This is a genomic window from Paenibacillus germinis (assembly GCF_013141785.1).
Classification (GTDB): domain Bacteria; phylum Bacillota; class Bacilli; order Paenibacillales; family NBRC-103111; genus Paenibacillus_E; species Paenibacillus_E phytorum.
This window is the reverse complement of record NZ_WHOC01000149.1, coordinates 195,411-211,911: the sequence shown is the minus strand read 5'-3', so window position 1 is coordinate 211,911 and position 16,501 is coordinate 195,411. Positions and strand designations below refer to the sequence as shown.

The 16,501-nt window shown below is 43.6% G+C and carries 13 protein-coding genes; 6 read left to right on the top strand and 7 right to left on the bottom strand.

What is annotated here, in order from left to right; genetic code table 11:
• Positions 1-17 precede the first annotated feature (17 nt).
• Complete coding sequence (locus GC102_RS28435; RefSeq protein ID WP_171692482.1) at positions 18-1,037, top strand: Gfo/Idh/MocA family protein; 1,020 nt, start codon at positions 18-20, stop codon at positions 1,035-1,037.
• A 110-nt stretch (positions 1,038-1,147) separates the two neighbouring features.
• Here GC102_RS28435 and GC102_RS28430 read toward each other — a convergent pair whose 3' ends face one another.
• On the bottom strand, positions 1,148-3,259 hold the full coding sequence (locus GC102_RS28430) for an LTA synthase family protein (protein ID WP_171692481.1): 2,112 nt from the start codon (positions 3,257-3,259) through the stop codon (positions 1,148-1,150).
• 244 nt (positions 3,260-3,503) lie between these two features.
• Between GC102_RS28430 and GC102_RS28425 the strand changes: the two genes are divergently transcribed.
• Positions 3,504-4,364 (top strand): YitT family protein, encoded by an 861-nt coding sequence (locus GC102_RS28425; RefSeq protein WP_376769417.1) that lies wholly within the window; start codon positions 3,504-3,506, stop codon positions 4,362-4,364.
• On the opposite strand, the gene GC102_RS28420 is transcribed toward GC102_RS28425, so the two are convergent.
• Together GC102_RS28420 and GC102_RS28415 are read right to left on the bottom strand one after the other, a co-directional pair.
• Entirely contained in the window at positions 4,361-5,059 is a 699-nt protein-coding gene (locus GC102_RS28420) for a response regulator transcription factor (RefSeq protein WP_171692480.1), read from the bottom strand. The genes GC102_RS28425 and GC102_RS28420 overlap by 4 nt on opposite strands.
• A 13-nt stretch (positions 5,060-5,072) precedes the next feature.
• A complete protein-coding gene (locus tag GC102_RS28415; protein WP_171692479.1) occupies positions 5,073-6,431 on the bottom strand; it encodes a sensor histidine kinase in 1,359 nt (452 codons plus the stop codon).
• A gap of 55 nt (positions 6,432-6,486) precedes the next feature.
• Here GC102_RS28415 and GC102_RS28410 point away from each other — a divergent pair, with 55 nt between their 5' ends.
• Both GC102_RS28410 and GC102_RS28405 read left to right on the top strand, forming a co-directional pair.
• Positions 6,487-7,476: a CPBP family intramembrane glutamic endopeptidase gene (locus GC102_RS28410; RefSeq protein WP_171692478.1), complete on the top strand. Its 990-nt coding sequence runs from the start codon at positions 6,487-6,489 to the stop codon at positions 7,474-7,476.
• Between the two features lie 82 nt (positions 7,477-7,558).
• Positions 7,559-8,539 (top strand): aldose 1-epimerase, encoded by a 981-nt coding sequence (locus GC102_RS28405; RefSeq protein WP_171692477.1) that lies wholly within the window; start codon positions 7,559-7,561, stop codon positions 8,537-8,539.
• Between the two features lie 73 nt (positions 8,540-8,612).
• Here GC102_RS28405 and GC102_RS28400 read toward each other — a convergent pair whose 3' ends face one another.
• Together GC102_RS28400 and GC102_RS28395 are read right to left on the bottom strand one after the other, a co-directional pair.
• Positions 8,613-8,996, bottom strand: a complete 384-nt coding sequence (locus GC102_RS28400; protein WP_171692476.1) for a YmaF family protein — start codon at positions 8,994-8,996, stop codon at positions 8,613-8,615.
• Between the two features lie 60 nt (positions 8,997-9,056).
• Positions 9,057-11,144, bottom strand: a complete 2,088-nt coding sequence (locus GC102_RS28395) for an LTA synthase family protein (protein WP_171692475.1) — start codon at positions 11,142-11,144, stop codon at positions 9,057-9,059.
• A 224-nt stretch (positions 11,145-11,368) separates the two neighbouring features.
• Between GC102_RS28395 and GC102_RS28390 the strand changes: the two genes are divergently transcribed.
• Complete coding sequence (locus GC102_RS28390; RefSeq protein ID WP_246321157.1) at positions 11,369-12,760, top strand: MFS transporter; 1,392 nt, start codon at positions 11,369-11,371, stop codon at positions 12,758-12,760.
• Positions 12,761-12,826: 66 nt separating this feature from the next.
• Here the strand turns inward: GC102_RS28390 and GC102_RS28385 are convergent, their stop codons facing one another.
• Positions 12,827-13,471: a DsbA family oxidoreductase gene (locus GC102_RS28385; RefSeq protein WP_171692474.1), complete on the bottom strand. Its 645-nt coding sequence runs from the start codon at positions 13,469-13,471 to the stop codon at positions 12,827-12,829.
• A 51-nt stretch (positions 13,472-13,522) separates the two neighbouring features.
• Complete coding sequence (locus GC102_RS28380) at positions 13,523-14,323, bottom strand: AraC family transcriptional regulator (RefSeq protein ID WP_246321166.1); 801 nt, start codon at positions 14,321-14,323, stop codon at positions 13,523-13,525.
• 143 nt (positions 14,324-14,466) lie between these two features.
• Here GC102_RS28380 and GC102_RS28375 point away from each other — a divergent pair, with 143 nt between their 5' ends.
• Positions 14,467-16,494 (top strand): beta-galactosidase, encoded by a 2,028-nt coding sequence (locus GC102_RS28375; protein WP_171692472.1) that lies wholly within the window; start codon positions 14,467-14,469, stop codon positions 16,492-16,494.
• The last annotated feature ends 7 nt before the right edge of the window (positions 16,495-16,501 follow it).

The window sequence follows — 16,501 nt, the reverse complement described above, 5'->3', positions numbered from 1 at the left end:
AAGGAGCATTAATAAACATGAGTAAAATTAAAGTAGCCGTAGTAGGTTGCGGTTCTATAGCTAAACATAGACATATCCCGGAATATTCTTGGAATTCGAATGTTGAACTCGTTGCTTTTGTCGATCCTGTTCTGGAGAGAGCGGAACACTATGCAAAGCTGCACGGTGGCAAGGCATACAGCAGCTATACCGAAATGTTGAAGCAGGAGAAAGTGGATGCAGTTAGTGTATGTACACCGAACTTTCTTCATGCTGAAGTATCCATTGCCGCTGCAAATGCAGGCGCTCATGTTCTGGTGGAGAAGCCAATGGCTTCAACAGCAGAAGAAGCTGAGGCAATGATTGAAGCAGCAAAGAAAAATGGCGTGTTTTTAATGGTCGGTCACAACCAACGCCTGATGCCTCCACATGTCAAAGCCAAAGAAATTTTGAATTCCGGCAAATTGGGTAAAGTTCTGACATTCCGTACATCTTTCGGACATCCAGGTCCGGAAGGATGGAGTGTGGACGGACGAGAAAGCTGGTTCTTCCGCAAAGAAGAAGCAACAATGGGCGCGATGGGCGATCTTGGCGTACACAAGTCAGATTTAATTCGCTGGTTGCTTGCTGATGAGGTTGCACAAGTAGCTGCTTTCGTCGGTACCCTTCATAAAGAAGGTACAGATGTTGACGATAACGCAACTTGTTTGATTCGCATGAAAAGCGGCGCGACTGGCTCACTAGTTGCTAGCTGGACTTATTATAAAGGTCAAGACAACTCAACCGTGTTATGGTGTGAGAATGGTGTTATCAAAATCGATACCGATCCGAACGACCAAGTCATCGTTGAGCTTCGTGATGGTACGGTTGAACGTTATAAAGTCGGACAAATCGCTACGAACGAGAAACAAACGCATAGTGGTGTCATTGACGAGTTCATTACGAGCATTCTGGAAGGCCAAAAGCCGCGTATTTCCGGCGAAGAGGGGCTTCGCTCCTTGCAAGTCATCCTTGCAGCCTTCGAATCCGAAGCAACTGGAAAAATCATCTCCCTGTAATAGGTCATTCTATATTGAAAAGCTCATCCATTCGTGGATTGAGCTTTTTTTATTAGAAAAGACCCCTTTTTCTCAAATTAGAGAAAAGGGGTCTAGTCGTCCAACTAAGCTTAACGCCCGCCTATTTCGATAGGCAAGGTGTTTGATTTACCAACGATGGTTTCCTTAGAATCTTTCACATTCACTTGAATGTCCCAGATTCCAGCTTTGAGTAAATGACCTTCGACCTTAGCAGTCAGTGTATGTTCATCTTGCCACGTGCTTGGAAGGGCTTTGCCATTTAAAGTAACGTAGCCAAGGGCAGGGATATTGCTTCCTCTCACCGTTAGGGTTACACTTGAACGTCCAGATAGATCCTGCGTATCTGATTCGACTTTATCAAGGGTGATCGGTCCAAATCCGAGCATATACTTGGAATCTATAATGGGAATTTTATAATCCTTGTAAGCATGTCGATCACCGAAAATGATATCATACTGCAAAGTCTCGTAATCCTTAAGGTCCTGTTCGTTAATATGCATTGCCTCATAATGATCCTTCGGTGGGATGACAGGGATCTTTTTTGAAAGTTGACTTAAATAATCGGTATAATAGCTGCCTTGCTGTTTGGATAATTCAATAAGATAAGGGCCTAAGAAAGAAGGGCTAATATTTAATGTATCTTTGCGCCCTTGGTCAAAATTGTTCCAAACGACGAGCGGAACGCTGTACATCTTTTTCAGGAAATCGGGATCGTCTTTGCCGCTAATATACTTAGTGTCAATGTAAGTGGCATAATCATCACCCAGGGCTGGTAAGTGGTCTCCCCAGAAAGCGATAATCGTTGGTTCACCCTTTTTCTCGTAGTACTCAACTAATTCCTTCAACATTTTATCTGAGGCATTAATGCCTTGGGCAAGCGTTTCAAGCATACCTTGAGAAGAAGGAGACATATTGCCAGTAACATCGATTGTATTTTTTGGGAACTTACCTGGGAAAAAGTGAAAATGGTTTTCCATCGTGTTAGCAAATACGAAATCGGGTCCATCGCTTTGGTCAGTCGCATGAATAATATTGGCAGCAACTTCGCTGTCTGCGATATAAGGACCAGAATAGTTAGGCTTAAAGTATTCGATTGGAATATACTTGGAGAACCCAAAGTACTTATATATTTTATTACTGTTGAAATACCAGTTGTAGAAAGGACTTATCGCCGTTGATGTGTAGCCTTGTCTGGCGTAAATACTTGCCAAAGAATCTACTTCATTCGTAAGGAATTGATTGTAGGCGATAGAGCCTTGCGGTAGGAAACGCATGGAGTTACCTGTCAAAACCTCAAACTCGACATTGGCTGTACCCCCGCCATATTGCGGTGAAAGCATCGTACCGCTTGTCCCCGTCTGCTGCAGCTTATGGAAGAATGGAATCGGATCACGGCTGAATTCCACACCTTTGATAACGGTTGGATCCCAGAAAGCCTCACTTAACACGACAATAACGTTTGGTTTTACAGGGTTGTTAGGATCCCCAGCTTTAATCGGCTTAGGTGTATTACTAACAATAGCTTCAACAGCTTTATCATCGTAGCCTTCACGTTTATCGGTAAACATCGACTTGGTATTTAGAAACGTTGCTAATGCATAGCCGTTCGTTTTGGTATTCTCAACTTGGTTCCATACGGATGCGTGGATACCGCACCATTTCTGAATCGGAAGGGGGAGATCCGTGTAAACCGCAGACAACATAACAACCGCAATTACGGCAAGGATCCCACGTTCTTTTAGTGCAACCTTTTTCGAGAATAAGGTCGTGCGGTATAACAAGAAATAACTGGCCACCAGGAACAAAAGAATGATTATCAAAATTTTGAAGCTTAAAATATTCGAGATATATTTCACCATATCCGAGGCTTCGCCGGCCAAAACGATATCCCAGGGTGTCAAAGGGACACCTAATATTTTCAGCTTTACACCACTGATGAGGGCCAAGGTAAGAAGTATACCTGAAATGACCCAATAAGCAATTCTAGTTCGGCCAATCATGGCGATGAACAATAATAGCAAGCTGATGACGATCCATTCATTGAATAGCAGTTCAAGCAGATGCTTATAACTCCAAGTAATCATTTCTATATAGTTCCCGCGGCTCAAAATTTCCATGATCAATACAGGAATTAAGGCAATTAATAATAGTGGCAATCGTTGCCTGGTCAGAAGCAATAAGCGGCTAATGTGCTGGTTCATATGTGTCTCCTATGACTTTCAAATTAAGAAATTGTAAATGGCAACAGCCATCATTATACCACGGCCGACGGTAATATTCGATGGTATTATATCTAACTTTTTTTATAATAAAGTATCAAAAGAAAGGCTTAATAGGCAGGAAAAAGATGGTTTTGTCGAGAAATGTAAGTATAGAAGATAGAGAAATGGAGGGGAAGGCATGGCGGAGGAACAAGTTCAATATGTGAAAAAAGCGACAATGCAAATGCAGCATCGAAGAATGACCAAAAGAGCTTTACTTCGACGCAGCGTGTTTTTATTTTTAGGTGCGGTGCTAATGTCAATTGGATTGGAAATTTTCTTAGTCCCTAACAGAATTATTGACGGGGGCATCACGGGGATATCCATCATTTTATCTTATCTAACCAATTTTCAAGTCGGGATATTTTTGACCTTATTAAATCTTCCATTCCTGTTTATCGGATATAAACTAATAGGAAAAACGTTTGCATTATCAACGCTTTTCGCAATCCTGGTAATGTCCACAGGAACGTATCTGCTGCACCCCGTGAAAGAGCTAACCAATGATCCTTTGCTTGCAGCTGTATTCGGCGGCATTATTCTCGGTATTGGGGTAGGAATGGTGATTCGTTTCGGGGGTTCACTCGATGGTACAGAAATTGTTGCGATTCTCGTTTCCAAAAAGATACCGTTCTCTGTAGGCGAGATTGTGATGTTTTTCAACCTATTCATTCTAGGCAGCGCAGGGTTTGTATACAGTTGGGATCGTGCGATGTATTCCCTAATAGCTTATTTTATTGCTTATAAAATGATTGACGTGACCATTGAAGGGTTTGATGAGTCGAAGTCCGTGTGGATCATCAGTGATAGCTTCAGACAAATCGGTGAAGCGATTCTCGACCGCTTAGGGCGCGGTGTCACTTATCTGGAAGGGGAAGGCGGCTTCACGGGAGATAACAAAAAGGTCATCTTCTGTGTAATTACGCGGCTGGAGGAAGCGAAGTTGAAATCCATCGTGGATGAGCTCGATCCTGCAGCGTTTCTCGCAGTTGGCAATATCCACGATGTCAAGGGAGGACGTTTCAAGAAGCGGGACATCCATTAGTCCCCTTTGCTGTCTCCGTCCGTTTTATTTCCTCGTTCAAACAAACCCAAGTCTCTGATTTTCTGTGCAGCATCTTTGCTGCTCGGACTACCTAGTTTCTTTAAGATATGACCCACATGGATTTTGACGGTTCGCAAGGATATGAAAAAGCGGTTTGCAATTTCCGTTTGCGTATGTCCTTGATCAATCATCTCAAGTACCTGAAGCTCTGTAGGCGTAATTAGATCGCTGACTTCTTTGACTTTGAATTGGTGTTCTAACCGTTTGAGCCTGCGGAATTCCTCCCTCATCTGTTCAGCTACTGCCGCGTTAATCGAAGATTGGCGTGCATGTACGGCTCGAATAATGGTGGGAAGCTCTTCGAATCGAGATTTGATCTGGTAGTCAATAGCGCCGGCTTGAAAGGAACGGAAGATGAAATCTTTTTCCTCCATCGAAGTAAGCATAATTACTTTTACTCCCCAAGATAAGAGCGCTTGTTCAGCAAGTCCAATGCCCGCTGGCTCGTCTTGCAGCATGATATCCATAAGAACGATTTCTGCTTCTGGTTCCGCATTAGCAAATAGTTCCCTTGCTTCTTCTGCAGTTGATACGGTGGCCACGACTTTCAAATCTGGCTGACGATTCAAATAGGCTTTAAGGCCGCGAAGCCAATCAAGGTCATCCTCAACAATCAAAATCCGAATTGGTTCCAAGTAAGAATCCCCCTTATTTCTTTAGTCGGTTGCCAGGGAAGGTTAGAAACACACTTGTTCCTTTCCCCAGCGAACTGCTTAATTCCAAGGCCCCTCCATGTTTCTTCATAACACTATAGCAGTAGGCGAGTCCGAGTCCAAAGTTGCTATGACTGCCGCTTTTGGTCGTATAAAACGGTTCTAATACTTGCTTTAGTACGGATTTCTCCATGCCTATTCCGCTATCTCTTATTTCCAAAATAATGTTCTTTTTAGCATGAAACGCTTTAATTGTAAGCTCGCCGCCTTTGGGCATAGCTTCTACCGCATTCATGAGTACATTAGTTAACGTTTCAGCAATTTGCATGGGATCTAATTCAAGAATTAGGTTCTCAGGGATGCTTTGGTTCACCTGAATTTTACTTAGGTAAGGTCCAAGAGGAAGAAAAACTTCATTAATAAGCTCCGACAAATCGACTGAAGATACTCGAAGAGGAAGCTCTTGTGTTTGTTCGTGTACTCGGCTAATCATGTCACGGATATGCATGGAAGCCCCCATAACGACATCGATGTCCTGCTTAAGTTCTGGTTGATTCGTTTCCTCGGCATGTTGCTTCATTTTTTCGAAGAACAAACGCATTTTCCCGACATCATTTTTAATCGAATGGTTTAAAATCGCGGTTCCCGATGTGATGGCGCGGAGCGTCGAGTCCAGCTTGCGACGTTCGATGAGCAGACGCATTCCGAGAAAACCGTATTTGAAAAAGGTGAACACGAAAAAAGGCACAACGAAAGCAAGAATCCATACGTGATAGACCCACATACGGTAAAAACCGAAGCTTGGCATAACGTAATTAAGTATGCCTACACAAAGGATAGGCGGAAGGAGGGCTAAGCAGGTGAACAAATGCGTTCGCTTCATAGCCGGGAGCCGTTCTGTTTTGATTACAATGAGTACAGCACCAATGAAAATATAAGGAACAGCCCAGAAGGCTACGATGGGAAAGGTAATGGGCATTTCCTCGGTATAACCGGGTGTGAACAGTATGCAGGCAATTGGAGGAATGAGTAGTCCTACTGGCAGCCACGTTTGAATAGCTGGTTTCTGCCAGTATGCGTTATATCTCAAAGAAAGCATGGCAAATGAATATGGCAAGCCATAGTAAGATATCAGTGAGCTAATGCCCATGACACGATAAAGTAGAGCACTAATGGATGGGTTGGGTACTGTTTGCTGGATATAGGGGATAAAGGTTTCAGACAAAACGGCAGCAAGGGCGCCGAAGCCACCGGTAAAAGCAATAGCGCTCATCCAGCGCATCGTACTGGATCGTGGATCAACCATGACAAGCCCCAACGCGATGATCCAGAGTGCAAATAGAACAAAAAGCATGTTTCCTCCGTCAAATGAATCAGATGTTTCTTCTATTGTGGCATGGAGCCAACATTTGCACAAGAGCATCCTTTCCTTCGTAAGTTGGCAGGAAATAGGCGATTTGTTCTCGAATAAGTGGTTTAGAAGGGAGTGGAACCTTATCGAGGTAAAGAAGCGAAAGTCTTTATCCATTCTGACGATTGTGGGTAAAGTACTATTAACCCTCGTTTTCATTGTTGTGATTACCGTGCTATTATCAGTTGCTGCTGCGGTTGTAGCGATTCTAAGGCATCCTGCTCATGATATTAGTATGGCAGGAGTTGCTGGGGATCCATTCTTTATAAAGTCAGCCTTGTGGGCGCAAATTATCGGTTTTATTAGCGGGGTTGTTCTTTCGTATGCCATTTTCGAAAGACGTAAAGGCTGGACACTTGGACTTCAAACTCACTTGCTTGGCAGAAGATTCGGTGAAGGCTTCGCTGCAGGCGCTTTACTTATTACAATCAGCAGTGCAGGGATATGGCTGCTGGGTGGGATTAAGATCGTGTCGTTTCAATGGACTGGAACGCTCGGGCTCGAGCTGACGTGGGGCTTTTTACTCTTCGTAGGAGTTGCTATTAATGAAGAGTTATTCGCACGCGGCTATTTACAAGGACTGGTGAAGGAAAGGTTCGGCACCATTTCTGGTATTACGGTTTCGACGGTTGTATTTGCCTTTTTGCATACATTTAATCCAGGTATGTGGAGTTCGCCGCTTCCAATCATGAATTTACTACTTGCAGGCCTATTATTTGCCTTAAGTCGAGAGTACTCGGGCGGGTTGTGGATGCCGATAGGAATGCACTTATCTTGGAATTTTTTTCAGGGCTGTATCCTCGGATTTGAAGTATCTGGTACACCGATGCCGTCGCTCATTAAGACCGAGATACAGGGAGCTTCGCTTATTTCTGGAGCGGATTTTGGGGCTGAAGGCAGCTTGGTCACCACCATTATCCTTGTACTAGGAATTGCGTTGATATCTACTTACTATCAAAAACGTGCTAGGCAAATGCAAATGAATTAAGCAACGCATAAGAAAACAAGAACGTTATGCTAATGCTTAAGAAGAGAGTATTTCTAATGCAAAACACTAAGGAGGATTCATCATGAGTCAGTACGAGATTATCAACAGCGAGTGGGACGGGGAGTCGACCCTTCGCCTAGTCGACCATCATGCCCAGGCCGAGGCCGAAATCATCCCGGCCGTCGGATTGCATCTGTTCCGCTTCGATGTGCGGAACCATGCCTACATTGCGAAGCCAGCCAGCTTGGCTGAGCTTCGCGTCAATTCTTCGCGCTACGGCGTACCCATTCTGTTCCCGCCGGGGCGTGTCAAGCTTGCGGCCTTCTTCTTCGAAGGCCGCGAGTACAGGCTCCCCGTGAATCGGGAGCCGGACCACGCCCACGGCGAGCTGCGCGAGCGGCCGTGGAAGGTCGTAGCCAGCGGCGCGGATGCCGCTGGCGGGGCGTATGTCTCCGCGGAGTTCGACTTCGCGGAGCATCCGGACATGCTGGCGTATTATCCACACGCCGCATGCTTTCGCTTCACGTACCGTCTGAAGGACGGTACGCTGTCGCTCAGCGGTGAAATCGCCAACCGTAGCGGCCAGACGATGCCGCTATCTCTTGGCTTTCACCCGTACTTCGCGTTCGCGAAAGGCGAAGCCAGCCGCGTGCGGGTCGTGATCCCTGCGGCGGCGGAGTGGCCGCTCAGCACGGATGGCTTCGCGGCGGCGGAGCCCGCGTCTTCGCCGCTCACTGCGGCGCTGCAGCAAGGCACGCTCGTTACGGAGCTGCCGAATTACCCAGGCGGCTCGCAGATGCTCAGCATCGAGCCGGGCACGCAAACTTGCGAGCTTCACTATGAAGCTCGGGGGACTAAGCTCGTGTACGACATGGGAGACAAGTTTCCCATTCATGTGCTATTCACAGCGCCGTGGGCGGAAGCTGTGTCGCTTGAACCATATACAAGTATCATGAACGTGTTCAACGAGCCCTTTTCACCAGAAATTTCAGGTGCCCAAGGCTTAGCAGCGGGAGAGTCATTCAAATTCAATTGGTCTATCCATATTGAACCATTGCAGTAACACTCAAAAAGAGTCAAGGGAAGGCGCATCAGCCTTCATACTTGACTCTTTTACTTTTCCATTTCATGATGCCTCACCAAGGTTCATAGCTCATACCAACAGATGAATAACCAGTGTAACTGTGCCGGTGTTGCTCCGTAATAAGTCCTTCAATTTGCTTAGATTTGACCAGCGCACCTCCACGCGAGGTGTTGTAAGCGTTCAGTTCAATAGTGCCATCAAGTAAATGAAAGTGAGTTCCATCCTGGAGTGCAATGGCAGGCCCTGTCGTACCATAATAGGCATGATAATGGCCATATCGGATGCCGGAAATGCCTGAGTATTGATGTACGTGATTGTCGTAAGCTGTACCGTTTACATTAAACGAATATAGTCGTAATAAATGATGATGGTTTAATTCTTCTGAAGTTATTATTTCAAAGAAATGAACATGAGCAGGCGGTATACGTGGGTGCATGAAAAACCCCCTCGGCTACAGGATATGCTTCATCCTATTCGAGGGGGGCTAGAGTCATGACTAGGGGAGCGGATAAAGGTTAGATTGGCCGATCTTCATCTTTTTATCATCATGAATACGCACTTCGACTTGATGAGATTTTCCTGCCTCTAAAGGTGGGTTATCCGACAGATCGACATAAAGCGTATCATCACCATCAAAATTGGATTTAAACGCTACGCCATCAATATAAACATTACAAGAAGAATAAAAGGGCTTACCAACAACCTGAAGTTTGTTTTCACTTCGATTCACTTTTGTTATAACGGGATCACCGTACCCCAAAGTATATCCAGGTTGTACAATCGAGTTTTTAATGCCCTTGGCTTCGTACCCATAACGGCCTCCGAATAAGTTGTCGTATTGAAGTTTCATGTAGCCAGAGAGATCACTTTCTTTGATTTGATACTTGTCCCACATCTCATTTGGAGGAATGACAGGAATTTTTTGCGACAATGTGTAGAGATAGTCTGTGTAGTAACTACCTTGAACACCAGCCATTTGAAGAACCTTAGGTCCTAAAAAGGAAGGGCTCATTTTAAGATCCGTTTTTTCTTGATCTGCAGCCAGGAAATTGTTCCAAATCAAGAAAGGCGTGTAATGTGTCTTCGTATACAAATCTGGATCATCAGGAAGGACATATTTAGCATCGCGGTAAACCTTATAGTTTTCCTCGAAAAAAGGTAAATGATCCCCGAAAAAGAGAATGATCGTTGGCTCGGATTTTTTTGAGTAATAGTCCACTAGGGACTGAAGCGCTTTGTCAGTACCCGAGATACCCTGTGCATATGTCTCCAAAATACCTTTGGATTCAGGTGTAATATCTCCTTTCACTTCAATCGTGTTTTTGATGAACTTACCTGGTTTGAAGGGATGATGATTCTCCATCGTGTTCGCGAAAATGAAATCAGGCCCCTTGCTTTTCTCCGTTTCCTCAATAATCTTCTTTACAACAGCTCGGTCCGCATAGTTCGGGCCTTCAAAATCATTCGGGAAAAACTCACTTGCTATGAAACGTGAAAACCCAAAATGCTTATACACCTTTCTGCTATCGAAGAAATAGCTGAAGAACGGATTAATTGAGGTGGCGGTATAACCCTGCCTCGTTGTTATACTTGCTAAAGAGTCAACACCATGATTCATATATTCAATGTAAGGCAATATTTTATCCGGTGATTTCCCAAAGAATCGCATGGAATTACCCGATAAGACTTCAAATTCAACATTTGCGGTGCTACCTCCGAATTGTGGAGATAACATCCAACCGCTGGTATACGATTTCTGAAGTTGATGTAAATTCGGGATAGGATCTCGACTAAACGAGATATTTTTCATAATCGTTGGATCCCAGAAAGATTCTCCAAGCACCACAATGATGTTTGGTTTTTTATCACTTGCTGGTTTTTTCTCTGGAATCTGCTCCAGAATGGATGTGATTGCTTTTTTACTGTATCCCTCTGGTTTTGCGACTTTCAGAAAACCTAACATCTGTACAGAGGAATATAAGTATCCATTCTCCTCGTAGGTGATCGTTTGATCCCAAGGCACCGTATAAATGCCATATAAATTCATGAAAGGAATCGGCTTGTCCGTATAAAGACTAGTCGCCATGATGATAGCAATAACAGCATAAATACTACGTTCAATCCATGTGAATTGGATTCGTCGATGCAGGAAAACCAAATGAAATAATAAAGCAATTATCACGAGGAAGATCACAACTGTACCCATTATTCTAAAATTAAGATACCCTTGCAAAAATGCCTTGTACTCAACAATTTGATTATTAAATACAAGATCCCATGGATAATAAGGCGCTCCAATGGCTTTTAATTTACTACCGCTAATTGCACCTAGAGGAAGCAATATTGCACAAAGCATCCAAAAGGATAATCGGCTTCGACCCGTTAATGCAATAAGGAACAAATATATAGTACCAACAACAAAGTATGCAAGAACCATCGAAAGTGGGTGAGACATGACCCATTTATGAAGTTCTTCATAGGAGCCTCTTTCTAAGTATTCAACCATGCCCATCAGTAGAAAAGGTAATACAATAATCAAAATGCGAGAGGGTACATGCTTAAGTGTTTGAAGTAAATTAGTCATTCGTTGAACTCCTGTTCTATATAAGCCATTTCCATTCGTCCATTATCTTATATTATCGGAAAAGATGAAAGATAGCCCTTGACAGTCCTAACTATAACATTTAATATTACAGTTAATTGTTATGAAAAATATTACAGTTAGTTGATTGTAATTGTTTTTTCCAGTCAATATAAGAAACTCTTATGATAAGATGGCTGGAGACATAGATTATGGAGGTGGAAACCATGCAGCATGTTGCTACAGCAACAGACATGACACAAGAGAAGGTTTTAGATGCCAAGAAGGCTGTGCCATGGATTATTTTTCTTATTTTTTTCGCGGTGTTGAATGAAACGGTTTTTAACGTTTCCACGCCAGCAATCGCCAAGCAATACGCGATTACCCCGACAGGTGTGAGTTGGGTACTCACCACATTTATTATTTTCTTTGGGATAGGATCGGTTATTTATGGCCGTTTATCCGATATTTTCAGCTTGAAAAAGCTAATTGTTGCAGGAATCGTCATCTATAGCGTAGGTTCCGCTCTGGGCTTTCTTCTTCAAGCTTGGTATCCAGCCGTCATTTTTGCCCGCGCGGTTCAAGGTGCAGGCGCATCGGCTATTCCGGCATTAATCATGGTCGTGGTGGCACGATACTTTTCTCCTTCGGATCGGGGGAAAATATTCGGAATTTTAACATCTACCGTATCATTTGCTATTGCAGTTGGCCCCGTTGTTGGCGGATTTGTCTCATCAACCTTGCATTGGACATATCTATTTATCATTCCACTATTTACACTGATTTCAATTCCTTTCTTCAGACAGATATTACCTGAGGAGAAGCGCAAAGAAGGCAGTGTCGACATTCTTGGTGCGGTCCTCGTTGCTTTTTCAGTGGCGGGTATCACGGTATATTTATCATTCCCTCATTGGTACTATTTGGCCGCGAGTGTGGTCTTATTCATTTGGTTCGTTGCTCATATTCGCCGAGCTAAAGAGCCTTTTATCGAGCCTGCCTTGTTCCGTAACAAGCTGCTGCGTGGCGGTTTGATCGTTGGTTTTCTCATTTTCTGTACAGTGATGGGTATTATGTTTGTAATTCCTTTGATGCTGGCGACAGTAAATGACTTGAGTACGAGTATGATCGGTCTCATCTTGTTCCCTGGTGCTATTTGTGCTGTTGTGTTCGGAACAATAGGCGGTAATTTGGCAGACAAGAAGGGAAATAACTTCGTTGTGTACATTGGAATGGGGCTTTTGTTTGTAAGTCTCGCGGCCATTGCTCTCACGGTAGGTCATTCCCCTTGGCTCATTTCAGCAGCATTGCTTCCTACCTATGTTGGTTTTTCCTTTATTCAGACTGCTTTAGCTAACCGCGTATCCTTGACGCTGGAAGTGCATGAGACGGGTGTAGGGATGGGATTGTTTAACCTCATTTCGTTTATCTCAGGCGCGGTAGGAACGGCACTTGTTGCCAAACTGTTAGATGGCGGCATGATGGAAGTTTACAAGAATCCGATTTTGAATACGATAAAAGCAGTACCGTATAGCAATCTTCTTCTTATTTTTGCAGCTGTAGTGATTATTAGTGCATTATTTTACAAGCAAATATTTGGGAAAAAACTATACACAGCTTAATCCATTCGTGTAATAAAATAAAAAACCGACTTTTTCTCAATAATGAGAGAGTCGGTTTTGTTTGCTTTAAGCCTCTTCTTCTTTCTGCTCCTCACTGATTTGCTGTAGGGCTTGCAGGAAGGTGGCTGAAGGCTGAGCGCCAGTAAGTGCATATTTACGATTGATTACGAAAAAGGGAACCCCCGAAACACCAGCTTGTCTGGCAAAATCAAGATCATCCTCGACCTGCTCTAACCCTTCCTTTGCACTTAAACGAGTGGAGGTCTGTTCACGATTCATGCCAATTTTCTCAGCAAAATCAAGCAAAACATCCACATTACCAATATCTTTTCCATCTTCAAAGTAAGCTTTAAACAAATCGTCAACAAGATCTTTTTTATGATCTTCCGGTGCGATAGCGATGAGCTGATGGGCCTTTAATGTATTTGGCATCTTCTCAACTTTGGAGAAATCGAAATGTAATCCCGATCCTTGACCAGCCTGCGTAACCTGCTGCAGCATGCCGCTCAGCTTCGCCTCGTCCGCTCGTACCTTTTGAAGCATAACATCACGGAAAGGTGATCCCTCAGTAGGTGTTGAAGGGTCGAGCTGGTAAGCACGATAGTGGACTTCAACAGGCTCCGATGTAAAATTGGCTAACGCATCAGTCAAATTCTTTTTGCCGATACGGCACCATGGACAAACAATATCTTGAAATATTTCAATAATCATAATTAGACTCCTTTGATAAAAAAATAGTAACTATATTTTTATTATAGCATACTAATTCATTTGTCTGAAACGCTCGGGTGTGAGTCCGACATGCTTGCGAAAACTCGCGACAAAGTGGCTTGTATCTCGAAAACCTACCTGCTCAGCCACATCCTTGACAGTCTGATGCTGCTGTTTCAATAGCATCTCTTTGGATTTGCGAAGACGCATCATAATTAAATAGGAATAAGGGGATAGCCCAAAGGCATGTTGAAACAGTGTATTCATGTGTCTAGGCGTAATTTCTAAGATGCCAGCCATTTCTTCAAGTCCTATATCAGGGTTATCGTAGTGACTTTCAAGCCAAATTATTAACGGTTGCAGCTGGACCATCTGATTGCGAATAGAGGCGCGGTTATTGATTTGTCCATGCTTTTTTAGCTGAATTAGAAAGTGATATAAATCCGCAGAGGCTTCGTACCCCGAATATTCGAGGGCTGCATCCATATTGGCTAAAATTCGTCCTATTTCCACTTGCAGCGGACCTTCCTCATCCCAACGAAAAATAGCAGACTCCATTAAATCAAATGAACGAAGAATGGCATCAGCACAAGTCCCTCCGAATGTGACATATTGCGTGCACCATTGTTCAGTTACTGCCCAATAAGAATGTGGTACACCCGGAAGCAGCAATACCCCAGAACCTTTTGTTAAGCGGAATTTTTTCCCGTCCATAGTGAATTCCCCTTCACCTGAATAAGTTTGCAGCCAATGATAACTAGGAAAACCCTCAGGTCTTAATAACTTTTCTTGATCCTCATGGTGACCAATGCTTTCAATAAATAATGGAAACGGTTGCGAAGTTGAAGGCATTAATTCATATCTTTTATGCATTTATCACGATCCTGTTCCATTTTATTATATAAAGGTGTAAGAATATTATATTTTAAGCCTGATAATAATCCAATACAATGTACTTATTCTTATACTAATAAAAATTAAAAGAGGTGCAAAACTTGATAAACCAGAAACTTCCTAAAATTTGGTATGGCGGAGACTACAACCCAGAACAATGGGACAAAGAGATAATGAATGAAGATCTACGGATGTTTAAACTTTCAGGGATTGATGTTGCGACCTTAAATGTTTTTTCGTGGGCGCTCTCACAGCCGAATGAAGGTACCTACGACTTTGCATGGCTGGATGAAATTATCGACCGTCTTTATGAGAATGGAACCTACGTATGTCTAGCAACAAGTACAGGTGCTCATCCTGCATGGATGGCACGTAAATATCCGGATGTTCTGCGAGTTGATTTTGAGGGGCGTAAACGTAAATTCGGAGGACGACATAATTCATGTCCAAACAGTCCGACCTATCGAAAATATTCGGAACGCATAGCAGAAAAGCTTGCTGAACGCTACAAAGATCACCCTGCCGTACTAATCTGGCATGTTTCTAATGAATACGGTGGCTATTGTTACTGCAATCATTGCGCGGACGGCTTCCGAAATTGGCTCCAAGAGCGTTATACAACACTCGAGACATTGAATAAAGTGTGGAATACAGGTTTCTGGGGTCATACCTTCTATGAATGGGAAGAAATCGTTCCACCAAATGCCCTTTCCGAAGAATGGGGAGTGGATAATACCAACTTCCAAGGAATCTCGCTCGATTACCGCCGTTTTATGTCGGATAGTTTACTTGACTGTTATAAACTAGAATATAACGCCATCAAAAAACATACACCTGACCTACCCGTAACAACGAATTTAATGGGACTTTATAAAGAATTAGACTATTTCAAATGGGCTAAGCATTTAGATGTTGTCTCATGGGATAATTATCCTTCCCTAAATACACCTATTAGTCTGACCGCCATGACACATGACCTGATGCGCGGTTTGAAGCAAGGACAGCCATTCATGCTTATGGAACAAACTCCTAGCCAACAGAACTGGCAGCCCTATAATTCACTTAAACGTCCCGGTGTTATGAAGCTTTGGAGCTATCAGGCAGTGGCTCATGGTGCGGATACTGTGTTGTTTTTCCAGCTTCGACGATCAGTAGGTGCATGCGAAAAATATCACGGAGCTGTCATCGAGCACGTTGGACATGAACATACACGAGTGTTCCGCGAATGCGCGGAGCTCGGGTCTGAACTGCAAAAACTCTCCGACAGCCTTCTGGATACTAGAATCAAAGCTCGGGTCGCTATCGTTTTCGATTGGGAGAATCGCTGGGCCATAGAACTGTCCAGTGGCCCAACCGTTGCCCTCAAATATGTGGATGAAGTCCACAAATATTATGACGCCCTATTTCAGCAAAATATTCAAGCCGATCTAATAGGTACAGACACAGATCTATCAGACTATGATATCGTTATTGCGCCTGTGCTTTACATGGTGAAAAAAGGCTACGCGAAGCGGGTGGAGGACTTCGTCCGTTCAGGAGGAACCTTCCTGACGACATTCTTTAGCGGAATAGTAAATGAGAACGATATCGTCTCACTTGGCGGCTACCCTGGTGAATTGCGTGAGGTACTCGGAATATGGGCAGAAGAAATCGATGCGCTTTTCCCTGACCAAAGCAACCAAATCGTGCTAACAGAACCATGGGGGGCACTCAGCGGTGAGTACAAATGTGGACTTCTATGTGACTTAATCCATTCAGAAGGAGCCGAGATAAAAGCGGTCTATGGCAGCGATTTCTATCAAGGAATGCCAGCACTAACCGTAAATAAATTCGGGGCAGGTCATGCTTGGTATGTAGCAACTAGTCCTGAGCCATCCTTTTTGCAGGGTTTTCTAGCGAATTTGTGCAAAGAAAAAGGCATAACAGCACCAATTCCTCCAGTCCCTGGTGTTGAAATTTCACAAAGAACCAATGAGAATGAAACATATCTGTTTATCCTAAATCACAATGATCAACCCGTTAACGTAGATTTAGGAACCTTAAATGGAACGGATTTAATAGCAGGTCAACCAGTAACCAATACCGTTACACTTTCAGCAAAAGGTACTCTCATTCTATCAATAAGTTGATGATATT